Annotated in this window: 16 protein-coding genes; 10 read left to right on the top strand and 6 right to left on the bottom strand. The window is 65.7% G+C overall.

Annotated features, from left to right (window positions below):
* Positions 1 to 26 precede the first annotated feature (26 nt).
* The 3 genes from U4960_RS10485 to U4960_RS10475 all read right to left on the bottom strand — a co-directional run bounded on the left by U4960_RS10485 (position 27) and on the right by U4960_RS10475 (position 3,777).
* Positions 27 to 404, bottom strand: a complete 378-nt coding sequence (locus U4960_RS10485) for a hypothetical protein (RefSeq protein WP_324260583.1) — start codon at positions 402 to 404, stop codon at positions 27 to 29.
* 149 nt (positions 405 to 553) lie between these two features.
* A complete protein-coding gene (gene parE, locus U4960_RS10480; RefSeq protein WP_324260582.1) occupies positions 554 to 2,545 on the bottom strand; it encodes a DNA topoisomerase IV subunit B in 1,992 nt (663 codons plus the stop codon).
* Between the two features lie 56 nt (positions 2,546 to 2,601).
* A complete protein-coding gene (locus tag U4960_RS10475) occupies positions 2,602 to 3,777 on the bottom strand; it encodes a penicillin-binding protein activator (RefSeq protein ID WP_324260581.1) in 1,176 nt (391 codons plus the stop codon).
* A 32-nt stretch (positions 3,778 to 3,809) separates the two neighbouring features.
* Here U4960_RS10475 and rsmI point away from each other — a divergent pair, with 32 nt between their 5' ends.
* From rsmI to U4960_RS10455, 4 genes are all read left to right on the top strand, one after another.
* Entirely contained in the window at positions 3,810 to 4,664 is an 855-nt protein-coding gene (rsmI, locus tag U4960_RS10470; RefSeq protein WP_416379064.1) for a 16S rRNA (cytidine(1402)-2'-O)-methyltransferase, read from the top strand.
* Positions 4,661 to 5,011, top strand: a complete 351-nt coding sequence (locus U4960_RS10465) for a YraN family protein (protein WP_324260579.1) — start codon at positions 4,661 to 4,663, stop codon at positions 5,009 to 5,011. Before rsmI ends, U4960_RS10465 begins: the two co-directional genes overlap by 4 nt.
* A 10-nt stretch (positions 5,012 to 5,021) precedes the next feature.
* Positions 5,022 to 5,972, top strand: coding sequence for a glutathione synthase (gene gshB / locus U4960_RS10460; protein WP_324260578.1), 951 nt, complete (start codon positions 5,022 to 5,024; stop codon positions 5,970 to 5,972).
* A 155-nt stretch (positions 5,973 to 6,127) separates the two neighbouring features.
* On the top strand, positions 6,128 to 7,009 hold the full coding sequence (locus tag U4960_RS10455; protein ID WP_324260577.1) for a CPBP family intramembrane glutamic endopeptidase: 882 nt from the start codon (positions 6,128 to 6,130) through the stop codon (positions 7,007 to 7,009).
* Here U4960_RS10455 and U4960_RS10450 read toward each other — a convergent pair.
* The 3 genes from U4960_RS10450 to U4960_RS10440 form a co-directional block, all read right to left on the bottom strand.
* The gene (locus U4960_RS10450) at positions 7,006 to 8,568 is read right to left on the bottom strand and encodes a cryptochrome/photolyase family protein (RefSeq protein WP_324260576.1); all 1,563 of its coding nucleotides are present in this window, start codon (positions 8,566 to 8,568) and stop codon (positions 7,006 to 7,008) included. The genes U4960_RS10455 and U4960_RS10450 overlap by 4 nt on opposite strands.
* Before the next feature lie 7 nt (positions 8,569 to 8,575).
* Complete coding sequence (locus tag U4960_RS10445) at positions 8,576 to 9,214, bottom strand: glutathione S-transferase family protein (RefSeq protein ID WP_324260575.1); 639 nt, start codon at positions 9,212 to 9,214, stop codon at positions 8,576 to 8,578.
* Between the two features lie 99 nt (positions 9,215 to 9,313).
* Positions 9,314 to 11,479, bottom strand: coding sequence for a primosomal protein N' (locus tag U4960_RS10440; protein ID WP_324260574.1), 2,166 nt, complete (start codon positions 11,477 to 11,479; stop codon positions 9,314 to 9,316).
* Between the two features lie 57 nt (positions 11,480 to 11,536).
* Here U4960_RS10440 and U4960_RS10435 point away from each other — a divergent pair, with 57 nt between their 5' ends.
* From U4960_RS10435 to U4960_RS10410, 6 genes are all read left to right on the top strand, one after another.
* Positions 11,537 to 12,229 (top strand): DUF4197 domain-containing protein, encoded by a 693-nt coding sequence (locus U4960_RS10435; RefSeq protein ID WP_324260573.1) that lies wholly within the window; start codon positions 11,537 to 11,539, stop codon positions 12,227 to 12,229.
* 97 nt (positions 12,230 to 12,326) lie between these two features.
* A complete protein-coding gene (gene fsa / locus U4960_RS10430) occupies positions 12,327 to 12,980 on the top strand; it encodes a fructose-6-phosphate aldolase (protein ID WP_324260572.1) in 654 nt (217 codons plus the stop codon).
* A 3-nt stretch (positions 12,981 to 12,983) separates the two neighbouring features.
* A complete protein-coding gene (gene cobT / locus U4960_RS10425; protein WP_324260571.1) occupies positions 12,984 to 14,801 on the top strand; it encodes a cobaltochelatase subunit CobT in 1,818 nt (605 codons plus the stop codon).
* Positions 14,798 to 15,475: a nitroreductase gene (locus U4960_RS10420; protein ID WP_324260570.1), complete on the top strand. Its 678-nt coding sequence runs from the start codon at positions 14,798 to 14,800 to the stop codon at positions 15,473 to 15,475. Before cobT ends, U4960_RS10420 begins: the two co-directional genes overlap by 4 nt.
* 148 nt (positions 15,476 to 15,623) lie before the next feature.
* Positions 15,624 to 18,692: a CHAT domain-containing protein gene (locus U4960_RS10415; RefSeq protein WP_324260569.1), complete on the top strand. Its 3,069-nt coding sequence runs from the start codon at positions 15,624 to 15,626 to the stop codon at positions 18,690 to 18,692.
* 56 nt (positions 18,693 to 18,748) lie between these two features.
* Positions 18,749 to 20,524 (top strand): ShlB/FhaC/HecB family hemolysin secretion/activation protein, encoded by a 1,776-nt coding sequence (locus U4960_RS10410; RefSeq protein WP_324260568.1) that lies wholly within the window; start codon positions 18,749 to 18,751, stop codon positions 20,522 to 20,524.
* Positions 20,525 to 20,536 lie beyond the last annotated feature (12 nt).

Genomic DNA, 20,536 nt, shown 5'->3' with positions numbered 1-20,536 from the left:
CGCAGGTTCCGCTCCCCGTCAAGCAATCAGCGCGAATGGCACTTCCCGGTGTTGGTGTTTTCCACCGTGCCATCGTCGTCATACCGGATCTGCATGGTGTAGCCGTCAGAATCGATGCGCTGGATGGTCGCCTTGTACCACTCCCCATCGCTCCACTGGCAGGCAATCCGGCTGCCGCGCTGCCAATCGAACGGGCGAACTTCGCTGACGTGCCGCGTTTCACGGGTACCGTCGTCAAAGCGGATGGTCACACTGTCACCACCACGCGCCACGATCACGCCCGGGAAATCCATCGAGCTGTCCTGCCACGGGGACAGGACCCAGTCGCCCACCTGCTGGGCATTTGCAGCAGCCGGGATGGCCAGGGCCAGCACCAGGCTGGCTGGAATCAGGTAATGCTTCATTGTCGTTTCTCCTCCTCCGAATTCGGGAACCCTGCGCGACCCCGGGGCCTTGCGGCGCTCTTGTGTGCGTTGCTTGCACCGGACGGTTTTTTCCACAATCCCCAATCGTCATCGCCGGGCAGGGCAGGCCTTCGATTGTGGTGGAGAACCTAGGCGTCGATCAGGTCGCGGTCGATTTCGCCTGCGCGGTTCTGGATGAAATTAAAGCGGTGCTCGGGGTTCCGGCCCATCAGCTGGTCAACCAGTTCCTTCACCGCCGCGCGCTGTTCGAATTCGGGCGGGAGGGTGATCCGCACGAGACTGCGGGAGGCAGGACTCATGGTCGTCTCGCGCAGCTGCCCGGGGTTCATTTCGCCCAGGCCCTTGAAGCGGCTGACCTCTACCTTGCGGCCCTTGAACACCGTTTCCTCCAGCTCCGCCCGGTGCGCGTCATCACGGGCGTAGCGGCTCTCCTTGCCGGCGGTGAGCCGGTAGAGCGGGGGCTGGGCCAGGAACAGGTGCCCGCGGCGGACCAGCTCGGGCATCTCCTGGAAGAAGAAGGTCATCAGCAGGGTGGCGATATGCGCGCCGTCGACATCGGCATCGGTCATGATGATGATGCGGTCATAGCGCAGGTTTTCCGGATCGCAGTCCTTGCGCATCCCGCAGCCGAGCGCGAGGGCGAGATCGGCGATTTCGGAGTTGGCACGGATCTTGTCCGCCGTGGCGCTGGCGACGTTGAGGATCTTGCCCCGGATCGGCAGGATGGCCTGGGTCTTGCGGTCGCGGGCCTGCTTCGCGCTGCCGCCGGCCGAATCCCCTTCGACGATGAACAGTTCGGTTTCGCCGGGCCCTTCGCCGGAGCAGTCGGTCAGCTTGCCGGGCAGGCGCAGCTTCTTCGCGCTGGTGGCGGTCTTGCGCTTGATCTCGCGTTCCTGCTTGCGGCGCAGGCGCTCGTCCATCCGCTCCATGACGTTGCCGAGCAGGGCCTTGCCGCGCTCCATGTTGTCGGACAGGAAATGGTCGAAGTGATCGCGAACGGCGTTCTCCACCAGGCGGGTCGCTTCCGGGCTGGTCAGCCGGTCCTTGGTCTGGCTCTGGAACTGCGGTTCGCGGATGAACACGCTGAGCATGATTTCCGCGCCGGTGAGCACGTCGTCGGCCGAGATGTCCTTGGCCTTCTTCTGGCCCACCAGATCGCCGAACGCGCGCAAGCCCTTGGTCAGTGCCGCGCGAAGGCCCTGTTCGTGGGTGCCGCCATCGGGGTTGGGCACGGTATTGCAATACCAGCTGGTCGAACCATCCGACCATAACGGCCAGGCAATCGCCCATTCGACGCTGCCCTGGATCTCGCCCAGGTCATTGGCAGGAAAATCCTGCCGTCCGGCGAAAGGCTGGGTGGTGACGCATTCGCGCGTGCCAACCTGCTCGGCCAGATGATCCGCCAGGCCGCCCGGAAACCTGAACACGGCTTCGGGTGGCACATCGTCGCTGGTCAGGGGGGCGGCGCACTTCCAGCGGATTTCCACTCCGGCGAACAAATAGGCTTTGGACCGGGCCAGCCGGAACAGGCGCTTGGGGCTGAACTGCCGGTCCCCGAATATCTCTGTATCAGGCGTAAAGGCGACAGTGGTGCCGCGCCGGTTCGGAGTGGGGCCGAGCGGCTCGATCGGGCCAAGTGTCTGCCCGCGGGCGAACTGCTGCGCGTAGAGCTGCCGGTCACGCGCCACTTCCACCCGCGTATGGCTGGACAATGCATTGACCACGCTGACGCCGACTCCGTGCAGGCCGCCGCTGGTGGCATAAGCCTTGCCCGAGAACTTGCCGCCGGAATGGAGCGTGGACAGGATGACCTCGAGCGTCGATTTGCCGGGAAACTTGGGGTGTTCGTCAACCGGAATGCCGCGGCCGTTGTCGGCAATGGTCAGCCGGTTGCCGACATCAAGGCTGACCTCGATCCGGGTGGCATGGCCGGCGACCGCCTCGTCCATCGCGTTGTCGAGCACTTCGGCCGCCAGATGATGCAGCGCGCGGTCGTCGGTCCCGCCGATGTACATGCCGGGGCGGCGGCGGACGGGTTCAAGCCCCTCCAGCACCTCGATCGAGGAAGCATTGTAATCACCGCTCGACGCGGGCGTTCCGGCAAACAGGTCATCAGACATGATGCAAGGCTATAGGGGCCCGCGCGCGGCCTACAAGCGGCGCGCGGGCGTTTTCGTCAGTTGCCGAAAGCCTCGGGCGCGGGGTTGACGATGACCACCTCGCCATTGCGCACCTCGCGCACCTCCAGCGCCCGCTCCACCACTCCGCTCGGGCGGAACCGGAAAGCACCATCAAGGCCGAGAAATCCGCCTTCGTCGCGCAGTTGCGCGGTCGGGAAGCTGCGGCCTACCCGCCAGTCACGCGCCACCCGCAAAGTCAGCAGGACAGCATCATAGCCAAGGGTGGAGATGCGATAGGGCTGGCCCCCGAAGCGCTGGCTGTAGCTGTCCGAGAAGCGCTTGTAGCGGCTGTCGGAAACGGCAGAGAACCACGTTCCCCGCAGCGCAGCGGAGCGGGTCACGGCGGAATCACCGCTCAGCAGTTCGGTGCCGAGCAACTGGGTTGCCCCTGCGCCGCGCGGTTTCAGCTCGCCTGCAGCAAGTGCAGCAAGCCGGGCGCTGTCAGCAATCAGGACCGTGTCAAAGCCGCCCGCCTGGCGCAGGCGCTGGGCTGCGCTGACGATCGAGGTGTTGCCACGGTCGTAGGTTTCGATCGTTACCAGCGTCCCGCCGCTGGCAGCGAGCGAGGCCCGCAGGGCTGCTTCCGCCCGGCGGCCATATTCCCCGGTGGGCAGAATGGCGGCAAACCGCGCCGAGCCGCGCTGGCGGGCATAGGCCACAGTCCGCTCGACCGACTGGTCCGGCACATGGCCAATGACAAACACATCCGGCGATACGACCGAGGGATCGTTGGAGAACGAGATCAGCGGAATCTTGGCCGCCCGCGTTTCCGTCAGAACCTGCCCAACCTCGTCCGCCATCAGCGGGCCGAGGATCAGCTTGTTACCGTCAGCCACGGCCCTGCGCGCCGCCGCGCGTGCGCCTTGGGTGGTATCGTAGGTAGTAATCCGCAGATTGTCGGCATTGGTATCGAGCAGCGCCATGGTCGAGGCATTGGCAATCGACTGGCCGACCGCACCATTGTCGCCGCTCATCGGCACCAGCAGGGCAATGCGGTGGCGGGTTTCATCCTGCGGCAGCGCATCGGCGCTCGGCCCGGAGGTGTCGGGCGCCGGACCGGCGACAGTAGGACCGGTCTTGGGAATGACCTGACAGGCCGACAGCAGCGCTGTCGCCCCGGCCAGAATCATGGCGCGGCGGCCTGTTTTCCAGAAGCTCTGGCTTATGTTCATGCTTGCGACTCCCTGATTGCACCGCCAAGACAATGCGCGTGGCGCACAATCTATCCGACCAGCGGCTTTCACCGGGCCTCTATATTGTCGCCACCCCGATTGGCAATCTTGGTGACATGACCGTGCGGGCGATCGAGGTCTTGCAGCGGTGCGATCTGGTCGCCTGCGAAGATACGCGCGTGACCGGCAAGCTTCTCAAACATCTGGGCTTTTCGAAACGGTTGTGGCGCTATGACGACTACAGCGATGAAACTGCCCGGGCCAGGCTGCTGGCCCTGATGCAGGATTCGGCGGTCGCTCTGGTGAGCGATGCCGGCACGCCGCTGGTCTCCGATCCGGGCTACCGCCTGGTCCGCGATGCGCGCGAAGCAGGGATTGCTGTCACCAGCCTGCCCGGTGCCTGCGCGGCGATCACGGCGCTGACCCTGTCCGGCCTGCCCAATGACCGGTTCCTGTTTGCCGGTTTCCTTCCGACCAAGGAGAAGGCGCGGGCCGATGTGCTCGCCGGCCTCGCATCGGTTCCTGCCACGCTGGTATTCTATGAGACGGGGCCGAGGCTGGTCAAAACGCTCGTTGCCCTTGCTGCTGCATTGCCTGGCCGTGAAGTGAGCGTGGCGCGCGAGCTGACCAAATTGCATGAGGAATGCCGCACGGGCTCTCCGGAAGAATTGGCCGCGCATTACACGGCGCATCCGCCAAGGGGCGAGATTGTGCTGCTGGTCGGCCCGCCATCTTCGGCACCGCCCGGTGATCTTGATCCCGACACTCTGCTGCGCGAGGCCCTGGCTACGCTGAAGCCGTCGCAGGCAGCAGCGCAGGTGGCAAAGGCGACGCGGCTTGATCGCAAGGTGCTCTATGCCCGTGCGCTGGAACTGGGCCGCCCGTGAAGCGCCAGCGGGCGGAGAAACAGGGCCGTGCGGGTGAGGGACGAGCCGCTCTGTGGCTCCAGGTCAAGGGCTGGCGCATCCTGGATCGGCGGCGCAAGACCCCACTCGGTGAAATCGACCTCGTGGCCAAGCGCGGCAATGTCGTGGCCTTCGTCGAAGTGAAGTGGCGAGCGACCGCAGCCGAACTGGACCTCGCCATCGACGAACGCCGCCTTGCGCGGGTGGCGGCGGCAGCCGAAGCGGTCGCTCACGAATATGCGAAAGATGGCGAGGACATCCGGATCGACGTGCTGCTGCTTGCGCCGAACTTGTTCCCGCGCCACATCGTCAACGCCTGGCAGCCTTGAGGAAATCCGAATGACATTGCGCGTCGCGGTCCAGATGGACCCCATCGAATCGATCAACATCGCCGGGGATTCCTCGTTCGCGCTGATGCTTGCGGCGCAGAAGCGGGGGCACGAGGTGTTCCATTACGATGTCGGCGCGCTGACGCTCGATGAGAACGACCGGCTGCATGCACTGGCCCACCCGGTAACGGTCCGGCCGGTGGCCGGCGATCATTTCGAGAAAGGCGAGGCCCGGCGGCTCGATCTGGGGCGCGATGTCGATGTGGTGCTGATGCGGCAGGATCCGCCGTTCCACATGGGCTATATCACGGCCACGCACCTGCTCGAGCGCATCGAGCAGGAAACCCTGGTGGTCAACAACCCGCGCAGCGTCCGTAACGCGCCGGAAAAGGTCATGGTGCTGGACTACCGCCGGTTCATGCCGCCAACGCTGGTCACCCGGTCGGCCGACGAAGTGCGCGAATTCATGAAACGGCACGGTGCGGTGGTGGTCAAGCCGATCCACGGCAACGGCGGCAAGGCCATCTTCCGGGTGCCGGAATCGGGCGATAACCTTTCCGCCCTGTTCGAGGTGTTCAACCTGACCTGGCCTGAGCCGCACATGGTGCAACCGTTCCTCCCGGAAGTGGCCCAGGGCGACAAGCGGATCGTGCTGATCGACGGCGAAGTGGCGGGTGCGATCAACCGCAAACCCGGGGAGGGTGAATTCCGCTCCAACCTGGCTGTCGGCGGCTATGCCGAGGCGACGACCCTGACCGCGGTCGAAGAGGAAATCTGCGCGGCCATGGGGCCGGAGCTGAAGCGGCTCGGCCTGATCTTTGTCGGGATCGACGTGATCGGCGGGAAATACCTGACCGAAATCAACGTGACCTCGCCAACCGGCATCATTGCCATCGACCGCTTCAACGGCACCGACACTCCGGGTATGATCTGGGATGCGATCGAGGCGCGCCTGAACTGAGACGATGACAGGGAAGGGGGCGCAAGTCCCATCCTGGCTACCCGGCAGCAAGGATCGCCCCCGTCAGCGCACGGAAACGGGACATCCCGCCCGGGCGGATTGACAGGAAGCGCGATATGCGTTCCCTCGCGCCAAATTGTACCATGAGGGATCGCATGACCGCTACCGTTGCCACCGATGACCGCCCGCTGTGGCGCAAGATCTGGGAATTCCCGCTGGTCGCCATGGTGGTGGGGCTGATGGCTGTCGGTCTGTCGCTGTGGGCGGCGCAATGGGCGCTCTACTTCGCCTTGCCGCCGGGCCTGAGCGAAGGGTCGGACGCGGTGCTGCGCGGGCTGGTGGCGGTGGGCGCAGTGTTCCTCGCTTACAAGCTGGTGGTTGCCCGGCTGGGCCGCCACCCCAAGGACGACCTGCCGATGGCCGGGGCGCTGGGCGACACGGCATTGGGCCTTGGCGCCGGGGCGGCAATCTTCGCGGTAGTGGTCGGGGCCGCAGCGGTGTTCGGCGTCTATCGCGTGTTCGGCTGGGGTACGCTGGAGGGCTGGCTGCCGTTCCTGATGGCTGGCGGCGTTTTTGCCGGGTTCGTGGAGGAGGTGATCTTCCGCGGCATCCTGTTCCGCTTTGTCGAGGAACTGGCCGGGAGCTGGATTGCACTCGCGTTCAGCTCCGCGCTGTTCGGTCTGGGCCACTGGGCCAATCCGGGGGCGACGGCGTTCTCATCCTTCGCGATCGCGCTGGAGGCGGGCATCCTGCTCGGCGGGGCCTATATGCTGACCCGCTCGCTGTGGCTGGCGATCGGCATTCACGCCGGGTGGAACCTGACTCAGGGGCTGGTGTTCGATGTCAGCGTGTCGGGCATCGAGGTTGACGGGCTGGTCGAAGCTGGGATGAGGGGCGTCGACCTGCTGACCGGCGGGGCCTTCGGGCTGGAAGCCTCGGTCTTCGCGCTGGTGGTGGCGACCGGGGCGGGCCTGTGGATGGTGTGGCAGGCGCACAAGCAGGGCAATGTGGTGCCGCCGATGTGGCGGCGGGGCTAGGGCTGGCGCGCCCAGCCGGGCCGGGCCGGTTCGAGGCGGTCAAGGAATGCCTCGGCGCTTGCGAAATACTCGTCGCGCCTGGCCTCGGCCATCCGGTCCCAGGTGGCGAAGATCCGGCCGATCCGCGGGTTGGCTTCCAGCCGCTGGCGGTTGCGGACCATGAAGTGCCAGTAAAGCGGGTTGAACGGGCAGGCCCCGTCGCCGGTCTTTATCGCCGGTGAGTAGGTGCAGCGGCGGCAATGGTCGCTCATCTGGTTGATGTAGTTGCCGCTCGCCGCATAGGGCTTGCTCGCCAGGGTCCCGCCATCGGCATAGAGCGCCATCGCCGCGACGTTGGGCAGTTCGACCCATTCGTAGGCGTCGGCATAGACTGCCAGGAACCAGTCCTGCACCGCGCGCGGGGCGATCCCGGCGATCAGGGCGAAGTTGCCCAACACCATCAGACGCTGGATGTGGTGGGCATAGGCATTGTCGCGGGTGTTGCGGATTGCTTCCGACAGGCAGCGCATGTCGGTCTCGCCGGTCCACCAGAACTCGGGCAGCGGGCGGGTGGCGGCCAGTTCGTTGGCTTCGGCCAGCCCCGGCATGTTGAGCCAGTAGAACCCGCGCACATATTCCCGCCAGCCGATGATCTGGCGGATGAACCCCTCGGCCGCGTTGAGCGGTGCCCGGCCGCTGCGGTATTCCGCTTCCGCCCTCTGGCACAGTTCCAGCGGATCGAGCAGGCCAAGGTTGAGGCTGGTGGAGAGCAGGGCGTGGAACAACGCGTCCTCCCCATCGACCATGGCGTCCTGATAGTCGCCGAAGCGGGGCAGGCACTGGGTGAAGAACACCTCGGCCGCGGCTGACGCTTCGGCGCGGGTGACAGGCCAGTTGAAAGTGTCGAGCGTGCCAAAGTGCTCGCCGAAGCGCTCCGCGACCAGTGCCATCACCTCGCGCGTGATGGCGTCGGGTGCGAACCGGGGTCGGGCGGGAAAGGCCAGCCCGGCCTTGGGCGGCTTGCGGTTGTCCGCATCATAGTTCCATTGTCCGCCAGCAGGTTCCTTCCCGTCCATCAGCAGACCGGTCTTGCGGCGCATCTCGCGGTAGAAGAACTCCATCCGCAGCGCCTTGCGCCCCTCGGCCCAGCGGGCGAATTCGGGAATCGCGCAGACGAACCGGTCATCGGCCAGCACTTCGACCGGGCAGGGGAACTTGTCGGCCCATTCGCCGATCGCCTGCTGCACCCGCCATTCAGCCGCCTCGACCACACGCACCAGACGTGGATTGTGGCGTTCGATGGCCCGGGTGACCTCACCGATCAGGCTGCCGCAATTGCCGGCGGCATCCAGCGGGATGTAATCGACTGTCCACCCGGCCTGCTGCAACTCCTGTGCAAAATGGCGCATGGCAGAAAACACCAGCGCGATCTTCTGCTGGTGATGGCGCACGTAGGTCGCCTCGTCCCACACCTCCATCATCAGGATCACGGTACTGTCCGGAGCGCAATCTAGCAGCGACGCCAGCCCGTGACTGAGTTGGTCCCCCAGCAAGGGAACGAGGACGGGGCGGGGGCTCACTTTGCGGTCAGGTCAGGTTGGGCGCTACGCCCGGCTCGCACTTGGCCCAGGCGCGCTGGTAGGCGGGCCGCGCGGCGATCCGCTGGAGATAGGCGGCAGTGTTGGGCAGGCCATCCAGCGTGGATTCGCGGAACATCCGCGCCGTGGTCAGGCAATAGACCATCATGATGTCCGCCAGAGTCAGTTGACCGCCGCCGAGGAATTCAGCCTCGCCCAGCCGTTCCTCGACCTGAGCCCATGCCTTGGCGGTCCGGTCTGCGACGAATCCGGCGGGCATCGGGTTCTGCGGCTCAGCCATGGCCAGCATCAGCTGCATCATGCCGTTGGTCATGAAGGTGCCGTTGGCATAATGGAACCAGAACAAATGCTGGGCGAAATCGGGATGCTCCGGACCCGGCGAGTGCTTGCCGCCGCCGTATTTGCGGTCGATATATTCGCAAATCGCCCCGCTCTCGGCGAGCACCATGCCGTCATCCTCCACCACCGGAGCCATGCCGGCGGGGTGAAGCGCCTTGTATTCATCAGGTGCGAGCCGGTTGTCGGCGCGGCGGTCATAGCGTTTGAACGTGTAGTCTAGCTCCAGCTCCTCGCAGAGCCAGACAATGCGTTCGGACTGCGAAATCCCGAGATGGTGGACAGTGAGCATGGCATTCTCCCGAAAGCTGCGCGGCACAGATCCTCTCGGCGGCCGCCGCTTTGCTTATCGTGCTGCAAGGGGGAATGTCGATAGTCCGTCCGTGCACGGTCAGACAAAACTGTAGGGATCGATGTCAACGCTCACCCGCACCCCGCGCGGAAACTCCAGGCGGGCAAGCCATGCGCGGATCACGTCCTGCACCTGCGCGCTGCGGCGGGCATTGAGGAGCAGGCGATAACGGTATCGTCCGCGCAGCAGTGCCATCGGAGCCGGGGCGGGGCCGAGCACGGCGATATCGGGCAGGACGGGCCTGCTTGCGCCGAGCCGGTTGGCCGCCACGCGGGCCTCGGCTTCTTCCTCGCTCGACACGATGATCGCAGCCCATCGGCCGAATGGCGGCGCACCGGCATGGCGGCGGGCCTCGGTTTCGGCGGCATAGAAGGCGTCGCGGTCCCCGGCGGCGAGGGCGGCGATCACGGCGGCTTCGGGATGGCGGGTCTGGATCAGGACCTCGCCCGGCTTGGTGCCGCGCCCGGCCCGCCCGGCCACCTGGGCGATCTGCTGGTATGTGCGCTCCGCTGCGCGCAAGTCCCCTCCTTCGAGGCCGAGGTCGGCATCGACCACGCCGACCAGAGTCAGCTCTGGGAAGTGGAAGCCTTTGGTGACCAGCTGGGTGCCGACGATCACGTCGATTGCGCCGCTTTCGGCTTCGGCGACAAAGGCAGCGGCCTTTTCCGGCGAACCAAGGGTGTCGCTGGTAACCACCGCGATCCGGGCCTGGGGCAGTAAGCCTGAGACCTCGTCCGCGATCCGTTCCACCCCTGGGCCGCAGGCGACCATGCAGTCCGGTTCGCCGCATTCTGGGCAGGCCAGCGGCGGCTTTTCCTCATGCCCGCAGTGATGGCAGGCGAGCCGCTGGCTGAACCGGTGCTCGACCAGCCAGGCCGAACAATTGGCACACTGGAACCGGTATCCGCACTTGCGGCACAGGGTCAGCGGGGCATAGCCGCGCCGGTTGAGGAACAGCAGCGACTGCTCCCCACGCTCAAGCCGGTCCGCCAGCGCGGCCGCCAGTCTGGGCGAGAGCCAGTGGCCGCGCTCGGGCGGCTCTTCGGTCAGGTTGACCAATTCGATTTCCGGCAGCTGCGCACCGCCAAAGCGGGCGGGCAGGTCCAGCTTGCGGTAGATCCCCGCTTCGGCCATCTGCAGGCTTTCCAGCGCAGGCGTGGCGCTGGCGAGCACCACCGGGATGCGTTCGAACCGGGCGCGCATCACGGCCACGTCGCGGGCGTTGTAGCGCACGCCGTCATCCTGCTTGAAACTTACCTCGTGCGCCTCATCGACTACGATCAGGCCCAGGTTTGCATAAGGCAGGAACAGCGACGAGCGGGCGCCCACCACGACCTGCGCAGTGCCCCCCGCAATCGCGCGCCAGGCGCGGCGGCGTTCCGATGACTTGAGCGAGGAATGCCAGGTCACCGGCGGCGCACCGAAGCGGTCCTCGAACCGGCGCAGGAAAGCCTCGGTCAGCGCGATTTCGGGCAGCAGGACCAGCACCTGCCGACCTGCCCGCAACGCTGCGGCCACGGCCTCTCCATAAACCTCGGTCTTGCCCGATCCGGTGACGCCGTCGAGCAGGAACGGGGCAAAGGCGCCGGCCTCGACCGCGTCGACCAATTCGGCCGCAACCTCGGCCTGCACGGCGCTCAGCGTGACATCGGTGTGCGCTGGGTCCGCTTGCGGATAGGGCCGGTCGCAATCCACCGTGACCGGCTCCAGCACGCCCATCGAGGCGAGCCCGCGCAGAACGGCCTCGGAAACGCCCGTCAGCTCGGCAAGTTCGCGCATGGTGGCCTGTTCGCCTTGCAGCGCATCGAGCGCCTGGGCACGCTTGGGCGTCATGCGATCAGGTTCCCGGCCGGTGAGGCGATACTCCGTGGTGGTGGCGGGGCCGCGCAGGGCACTGCCCGAGCCAATGACCATCCGCGCAACCGCGCTAATCGGGGCGCAATAATAGTCAGCCGTCCATTCAACCAGACGGCGCAAGGGGGCCTTGAGCGGCGGAACCGGCAAGGCCTCCAGCAGGGGGCGCAGCTTTGCCTCGGGCACTTCCGCGCCCGGCAGGCGTTCCGCCTCCCAGACAATGCCGATAATCTGACGCGGACCGAGCGGCGCGACCACCACGCTGCCCGGTTCCACCGTCATCCCTTGCGGCACCCGGTAGTCGAGCACGCCAAGCGCTGCATTGAGGACAAGGAGTCGGACACGGTTCATGATATGCGCGCCATATGGCCAGTGGATGCCGGTGGCGGCAAGGCAAGGAGTGAGGAAATGACTGGATTGCAGAATGGCAGGGCCGGGCGGCGGGCATTTATCGCGGGCACCCTGGCGAGTGGCGCGCTGCTCGTCAGCGGCTGTGCCAGCACGGGCGGCTACAGCCTGACCGAGGCCATTCGCCGCCTGCTGTTCCTCTCCAGCGAGCGCGCCTTTGCCCGGCTCGTCGCCCCGGGCGGGTTCTGGGACGCGCAGGTCGCGCAGGTGGGTCTCGGCAACATCATGGGTACGCGCGGAGACATCCTCTCTTCGATCCTGACCTCGACCCTGTTCAAGGACCGGCTGGAGGATGCTTTCGCCGATCTTGCCATCGAAGGTGCAGAACGGGCCGCTCCGCTTGTGGCGGACGCAGTTCGCGTGGTGGGCATTGATGCGGCCGAGGCGCTGGTGCGCGGCGGGCCGACTGCAGCAACGGCATTCCTGCGCGGAGAGATGGGCGGCACTCTGGTTGAGGCCATGGTGCCCGAACTTGGGCAGGCGATCCGTGTCGCCCGCGATCCGGTGATCGGCGATGCCATTGCCCGCCTGTCAGGTATCGACGTGCCGGCGGTGGCTGCGCGATTCTCGAATACGGTCAACGAGGCGATCTGGAGCGAGATTGGCGCGGAGGAAGCCGCCATCCGCCGCAACCCGCGCGCGACTAACGATCCCCTGCTGATCGGGGTGTTCGCACTCGCCGCCCGCATTTGAGGACCTGCGCTTTTTGATTGGCCCTCGGGGCTAGCGGCTCTGCCATGGCTTCGTTAGAGCATCGGGGGAATCGATCTCTCCCGGAGCCTGCCGCGCCATGAAATTCTTCGTCGACACCGCCGAAATCGCTGACATCAAGGATCTGGCCGCCACTGGCCTGCTTGATGGCGTCACCACCAATCCCAGCCTGATCGCCAAGTCCGGGCGGGATTTCATGGAAGTGACGAGGGAAATCTGCGGCATCGTGGATGGGCCGGTCTCCGCCGAGGTCGTTGCGCTCGACCACGAAACGATGATGAAAGAAGCTGAAGTCCTGCGCAAGATCGCGGACAACGTCTGCATAAAGGTGCCGCTGACGATTGACGGGCTGAAGACCTGCAAGGCGCTGACGGGCGAGGGCACGATGGTCAACGTCACGCTCTGCTTCTCCGCCAACCAGGCGCTGCTGGCGGCGAAGGCGGGGGCTACCTTCATCAGCCCGTTCGTAGGCCGGCATGATGACAACGGGTTCGACGGGATGGACCTGATCCGCGATATCCGCCTGATCTATGACAACTACGATTTCCGAACCGAAATCCTCGTCGCCAGCGTGCGCCATGTCGTCCACGTGCTGGAAAGCGCGCGGATCGGTGCGGACGTTATGACCGCACCCCCTGCCGTCATCAAGAGCCTGTTCAAGCACGTGCTGACCGACAAAGGCATCGAAGGCTTCCTCGCCGACTGGGCCAAGACCGGGCAGAGCATTCTCTAGCTCGTGGCCGACAAGACACCTCTCGAGCTGTTCAAGCAGGCGCTGACCGTTACGGCACGTGCCGTCGCGCGCGAACCTGAGGTCGAGGTCGCCTGGAGCGCCGACGCGCCGAGCGCTGCGGGAAACAATTTCCGCGTGCCTTTGCCGGGGCGCGCCCTGCCGCCGGAACAGGCGACCGAGGCACGCGGCTTTGCCGACAGCTTCGCCCTGCGGCTGCGGCACCACAACGCCGGGCTGCATGACCGCAACGCGCCGAGCGAACCGGTCGCGCGGGCCTGCTACGATGCGGTCGAGCAAGTCCGCTATGAAGCATTGGGTGCCAACAATTTCAGCGGGATGCGCGGCAATCTTGATGCCGCAGTCGAGCTGCGCACGGCGACCGATCCGATTACCCGTGCGCAGGGCGAAGGGGAGGTTCCGCTCCAGACCGCGCTGGCGCTGATGTTGCGCGAGGCGCTGACCGGTGCGCCGGTGCCGCAACGGGCGCGGGCCGGTGTGGAAATGGTCCGCGAATTCATCGAGGCCAGGACAGGTGGGGACTTCGAGGCGCTGGCCCTGTCAATCGACAACCAGAAGGCATTCCAGTCGCTTGCCCTCGACATGTTGCAGCATCTCGAGCTGACCCGTCCTGATGATGATGGCTCCGCCGACGAGGACGATGGCGACGAGGATGAGGGCCAGGACGAGCAGCAGGACGAGGGTGAGGACCAGTCCGACGGCAATGAACCCCAGACCACCGAAATGGCCGGGGAGATGGCTGAAGGCGACGGGGATAGTGACAGTCAGACCGAGATGGAATCGTCTTCGGACATGGCCGAAGGCGAGCAGGGCGAGGATGGCGAGGAAGGCATGTTGCCGGTCCGCCCGAACCGCCCCTGGACCGACATTCCGAACGATTTCGAATACAAGTACTTCACCGACCGGTTCGATGAAGTGGTCGAAGCGCCCGAGCTGTGCGACAGCGAGGAGCTGGACCGCCTGCGTGCCTACCTCGACAGCCAACTGACCGGCCTGCAGTCGATCGTGACCCGGCTCGCCAATCGTCTCCAGCGCCGCCTGATGGCGCAGCAGAACCGGAGCTGGGATTTCGACCAGGAAGAGGGCCTGCTCGATGCGGCACGGCTCGCCCGCGTCGTCATCAGCCCTGGCCAGTCGCTGAGCTACAAGGTCGAGCGCGACCAGGAGTTCAAGGATACGATCGTTACGCTGCTGATCGACAATTCCGGCTCTATGCGGGGCCGGCCGATCAGCATTGCCGCGATCAGCGCCGACATCCTGGCCCGCACCCTTGAGCGGTGCGGGGTCAAGACCGAGATACTCGGCTTCACCACCCGTGCGTGGAAAGGCGGGCAGAGCCGCGAAGCCTGGCTTGCCGATGGCAAACCACCGCACCCCGGGCGCCTCAACGACCTCCGCCACATCATCTACAAGAAGGCCGACGAACCCTGGCGCCGCGCGCGCCGCAACCTCGGGCTGATGATGCGCGAGGGGCTGCTGAAGGAAAACATCGACGGCGAGGCGCTGCTGTGGGCGCACCAACGCCTGCTGGGCCGGACCGAAGACCGCCGCATCCTGATGGTGATTTCTGATGGTGCGCCGGTCGATGACTCGACGCTCAGCGTCAACAACGCCGGATACCTCGAACAGCACCTGCGCCGGGTGATCGAATGGATCGAGAAGAGCTCGCCCGTGCAGCTCGCCGCGATCGGCATTGGCCATGATGTGACGCGCTATTACAAGAAATCGGTCACGATCATGGACGTGGAGCAGCTTGGCGGCACGATCATCGAGCAGCTGGCCGGATTGTTCGAGGTGGAATGATGAACGTAACCGAAGCTGTCCAGACACGCCGCTCCGTCCGCGCTTTCCTCGACCAGCCGGTCGAGCGCGAAGTGCTGGCCGCTATCCTCGAAAAGGCCCGTCGATCCCCCTCGGGCGGGAACACCCAGCCCTGGCACGGGATCGTGCTGACGGGCGAACCGCTCCAGAGCCTGTTCGCCCGGGTGGCGCTGGAATTGCCCAGAGGTCGCGATGCTTTTGCGCCCGAATACAACGTCTACCCGCCCGAGCTTGACGGTGCCTATGAAGTGCGTCGGCGCGGTGTGGGTGAAGCCATGTATGGCGCGCTCGACATCCCCAAGGACAACAAGACCGGCCGCCTGATGTGGTTCGCGCGCAATTTCCAGGCCTTCGGTGCACCGGTGCTGATGCTGGTTCACACGCCGAAGTACATGGGCCCGCCGCAGTGGTCGGACATTGGCATGTGGCTCCAGACCATCGGCCTGCTCTGCCGGGAGGCGGGGCTGGACACCTGCTACCAGGAAGCCTGGGCGGTCTATGCGCCGCAGATCCGGGAAGTCGTCGACATCCCGGAGGATCACATCTTTTTCTGCGGGGTCGCAATCGGCTACCGTGATCCTCAAGCACCGGTCAACGCCTTTCCAGTGGCGCGTGCTCCGCTGGACGAATCCGTCAGATGGGGCGGTTGGAGCTAGTATTCGGGTCTGACCCCTGCGATTGTCCGAAACGTCCTAGGTGCGAATCGACGCGCTATCTAGGCTCGCTCGCACGATAAACAGAAACTTGGTCGCAACCTGAGGTTCGCGCCGCTGCGGCGCGGACGGGAATGAAGGGTTGCCTGGCATGGTCCGACGCGGATCCTACGCCGTCCTTATGCTGGCCAGCGCGCTTGCCGCGCCGCTTGCCGCGCAGGAGCGACCTGTCTTGCTGCGCGACAGTTTTGCGATCGGCAGCGGCGATGGAATCCTGTGCCAGGTGCAGGACCGCAGCGTCGGCAACCCGGCGCGACAGTCTCCGTTTGATCGGCGCTGGGCCGTGGTGTGCCGGGATTCCGCGCTGCCGGTTGCCAATGTCTACGCCTTCAGGAACTTCGAGGGCGATCCCGCGGCAAGAATTGCGCCTCATCGTCGGGAAGCGGTCGAATGTTCCGGTGGCACATGCAAGGTTGCAGGCACCGAACTGGGCTGGACCACCCGGATTGAACGCAGCGGCATCACCACGTGGGTGGCCGACGGCTTTTCCGCCTATGACAGCGCGACGAGCCTCGCGCTGCGCTCGGTCATCGACAACGCGGTTGCCAGTGGAGCGATCGACGTGGCCTCGACTTCCGTGGCTGACCCGCTGGCTTTTGCCCGCGTGCAGGCGGAAACCCTCAAACCCGCGCAGGCCCTGGCCGAAGGATACCGCCGCAATCTGGGCGGAGAATATGCCGAGGCAGCAGCCTATTTCGAAACCCTTCAACAAAGGCTTGAGGGCGAGGCTGACAGCGGCATCAATCCGGGCGAGTTCCTGGTCAACCGGGCCTTGCAGAAGAGCAATCTGGGCGAAGCGGCGGAGGCCGATCGCCTGTTTGCCGAGGCGGAGGGCCAGACCGCAGGGGATCCCGTTGCCGAACGGCTTCAGCGCAATTTTGAAGCGATCCACCTGCTCAATCAGGGGCAATACGATTCTGCGCTGGCCCGTCTTGAACGCGGGTTGAGCGGCAGGCTGGCGGGGGCCGAAGAACTGGAAGGGCGACTGGCGATCAACCGCCCGCTCGCGGCCCGTCTCAACGGCGATACGGCTGGCGCGCTCGGCTTCGTGGACGAGCTGCAGCTTTCGCCCGAGGAACGCGCCGAAATCATCGACGCGCAGGCCCTGCAACTGCGCGGTACGGCCCAGCGGATGGGTGGGGATTTCGCCGGTGCGCGCAGATCGCTGCTTGATGCCTATAGCCGGGCGACTGCCGTGCGGGACGGGCGGGTCACATCGATAACCCGCCTGCGCGCCCAGGTGCTGGGCGAGCTGGCGACAATGGCCGAGGCAGAGGGTGACCTCGCACTGGCTGAAACCTACCTGCGCAACGGCTTGGCCATCCTGCAGGCCCAATATCCCGAGCGGCGCGCGGTGAGCGCCATGGAAGCCCGGCTGGGCGAACTCCTGCTAGATTCCGGTCGGGAGGAGGAAGCTCTCGGGCTTTATCGCGGGTTGGTGAACCGCACTGTCGGCACCCGCAACGCGGCGACCGGATTTGCTAACCGTCTTGCCCCCTATTTCCGCTTGCTGGCGGGGCGCGTGGCGACAGATCCGGTCGCGGCGGAAGACTTCTTCAAGGCGACCCAGATCCTGGTTCGCCCTGGCGTAGCGGAGACGCAGGCAGTGCTGGCCCGTCAGCTCAGCGCCCGTTCCGACGAAGGTGCACGCCTGTTCCGGCAGTCGACCGACCTCGGGCGCGACATCGAGCGCGCACGGATTCGTTACGAAGCTCTTGGCCGGGCCGAACCGGCCGCGGGCACAGAGGCGATGGTCGCCGAAATGGCGCAGCAGATCGCCTTGCTCGAACAGCAGCAGCAGCGCACCCAGGTGCAGCTCAACGACTATCCCGAATATCGCGTCGTGGCACCCCGTGCGCTGTCGCTGACCGATTTCCGCGACGCGCTGGGCGAGGGCGAAGCTTACGCCAAGCTCGCACTGGTCGGCTCCGATATTTATGTCTTCTGGCTCGACCGCAGCGGCCCGCGCGCCTGGCAGGTCATGCTGGAAGAGCGCGACCTCGACTTCGAAGTCGATATGCTGCGTGCCTCGATTTCGCTGTTCGAAAGCGGGCAGTTCGTCACCTACCCTTATGACATTTCCGGCGCACACCGATTGTTCAATCGGCTGTTCGCGCCTGTAGCGGACGATCTGGGCGCCGTGCGCCACCTGATCTTCGAGCCGGACGGTGCCTTCCTGCGGCTGCCCGTGGATATTCTGGTGACCGATCCCGCTTCGGTCTCCCGCTATGATGCACGGGTTGCTGCCGGGGGCGACGAATACGACTTTACCGGCGTTGCCTGGCTTGGCCGGGGCCGGCAGATCAGCACCGCCGTATCGGCGCAGGCCTTTGTCGATGCGCGCAAGGCCAGCGTTTCGCAGGCCGCCCACGAATACCTCGGCCTTGGTCGCAACGAACCCATCGGGGTCGATCCGCCGCCGCAGGCCCGTGCCGTCATTGCCGGAGGCAGCAACCGGTGCGGCTGGAGCGCGGGCATCTGGAACCAGCCGATCGACGATGCGGAATTGAGGATCGCCCGAGGGCTGATCGGCGATGCCGGTTCGGAGATACTCACCCGCGCCGAATTCACGGATAGCGCCATCTCCGCGCGTAGCGATCTGGATGAGTTCCGCGTGCTCCATTTCGCGACCCATGGGCTGGTCACTCCGCCCGAACCAGGGTGTCCGGCGCGGCCTGCGCTGCTGACTTCGTTCGGCTCAGGCACGTCCGACGGCCTGCTTTCGTTCGAGGAAATCTTCGATCTCGATCTCGACGCCGATATCGTAATCCTGTCTGCCTGCGACACGGCCGGTGAAGCCAGCATCGAGGCCACAAGGGCTGCCGGGGTGGGCAGTGGCGGCGGAACCGCGCTCGATGGCCTGGTCCGGTCATTCATCGGGGCCGGCGGCAGAGCGGTCATGGCCAGTCACTGGCCCGCTCCGGACGACTACAGCGCAACTGAACGGCTGATCTCGCAGATGTTCCGGGAAGGGCCCGGCTCCACGATCGGCGATGCGCTTGGCCGATCCCGCCTGGCATTGATGGACGATCCGCTCACCTCGCATCCTTACTATTGGGGTGGTTTCTCGCTCATCGGCGACGCCGCCCGCCCGCTGCTTCGGGAGGTGCGATTGGACACTGCGCTGGCTTCTGACCTGACCTCGGGCATGGGACAATGAGCCGCCCCCGGAACTCATGTGCTGCCATGGCCGGAACAGCCAGACATGAGCGAGGCGTGATACTGGTGAGGCAATTCCTGTTCGCGCTCGTACTTGGTTCGGGACTGGCTTCGGCGGCACAGGCACAGATTGCCCCGCCTGCGCCGCCGACGCGGGAGGAAATTCGCCGCGAGCAACTCGACCAGCGCCTGCGTCTCGACGGCGATCCCGTAGCGGTTGGCGATGCTGTCGAACGGGCCGCTTGCCCGCTGGCGGACCCCCGCTTTGCCGACCTGCGCTTCACGTTTTCCGGAGCGGAATTCAGCGGGCTTGGTGAAATCGATCCGGGCATGCTGGCCGGTGCGTGGCAGCCATACGTGGGGCAGGAGCTGCCCGTGGCTGCAATCTGCGAAATTCGCGACCGGGCAGCCACTATCCTGCGCCAGTCAGGCTACCTTGCAGCAGTCCGGGTTCCGGTGCAGGAAATCGATGACGGGCGGGTCGATTTCGACGTGATCGTCGCCCGCCTTGCGCAAGTCCAGATACGGGGAGAGGCCGGCCCTTCGGCAAGGGTCCTGCAACGCTATATCGACCGGCTTTCAGGCCAGCCGCTGTTCAACATCGCCGAAGCGGAACGGTATCTTTTGCTGGCGCGGGACATACCCGGGCTGGATGTTCGCCTGTCGCTCCAGCCGGTGGGCGAAGGTGGCACGCCGGGTGATGTGGTCGGGGTGTTCGATGTGGAGCGCACCCCGGTAACCGCTGATCTGAACGTCCAGAACTACGGGTCGAAAAGCGTGGGCCGGATTGGCGCGTTCGGCCGCGTGACGTTAAACGGGCTGACGGGGCTGGGTGACCGGACAACGCTCGGTCTGTTTACAACGGCTGATTGGGATGAGCAGCACCTCGCCCAGCTGGGCCATGAATTCCGCGTCGGCAGCGAGGGGCTGACGCTCGGCGGCGACTTCACATATGCCTGGACCACGCCGGACCTGCCCGGGCCGGACCCGTTCAGTTCCGAAACGCTGGTGGCCAGTCTCTGGGCGCGTTACCCGGTCCTGCGCAGCCAGACCCGTAACCTGTCCGCCACTGCCGGGTTCGACCTGATTGATCAGGACACCGATTTCGGTTCGCTGCCGCTGAGCCGCGACCGCCTGCGTGTCGCCTTCGCACGGCTGCAATATGATAGCATCGATGCGGGAAGTCTGCGCGGTGCGGGTGGCTATTCCGCCGTCGAACCGAAACTGGCTTTCGCTGCCTTGCTTGAGCTTCGGCAGGGCATTTCGGTACTCGGGGCCAGCCGGGATTGCGGCCCGACTTTCGCTAACTGCGTCGGCCCGGGGGTCGTCCCCCCGGCACGGCTTGATGCTGATCCGACGGCGTTTGTGGTAAGGGCCGAGGCGCGGCTGGACGTGCGCCCCCATCCGCTGCTGGCGATCTCGTTCCAGCCGCGGGCGCAATGGTCGCCCGACGCGCTCTACAGCTACGAACAGGTTTCGGGCGGCAATTACACGATCGGGCGCGGATACGACCCCGGTGCCACCATTGGCGACAGCGGGATCGGCGGGACAGTAGAGCTGGCTTATGGGTCACTGATCCCGAAAACACCGCGCGGCGTTGCGTTTCAGCCCTATGTTTTCTTTGATCTGCTGGCGACCGGGACGAAGAACCTGCCCGGCGATCCGCGCACCATCACTGCGGTCGGCGGCGGCCTTCGCGCCATGCTCGGCCAGCGCGCCTTCCTCGACGTGACCGGTGCGGTGCCGCTGGAGCGAGGCCCGTTCCAGGCCAGCCGGGGCGATGCCCGCCTGCTCGTCAACCTAACCATACAGCTCGCGCCGTGGCGGCGTTGAGGGAGTACGCGC

Source organism: Altererythrobacter sp. H2 (assembly GCF_035319885.1).
Lineage (GTDB): Bacteria > Pseudomonadota > Alphaproteobacteria > Sphingomonadales > Sphingomonadaceae > 34-65-8.
The sequence above is the reverse complement of the archived record's forward strand: the minus strand, read 5'-3'. Positions and strand labels throughout refer to the sequence as shown.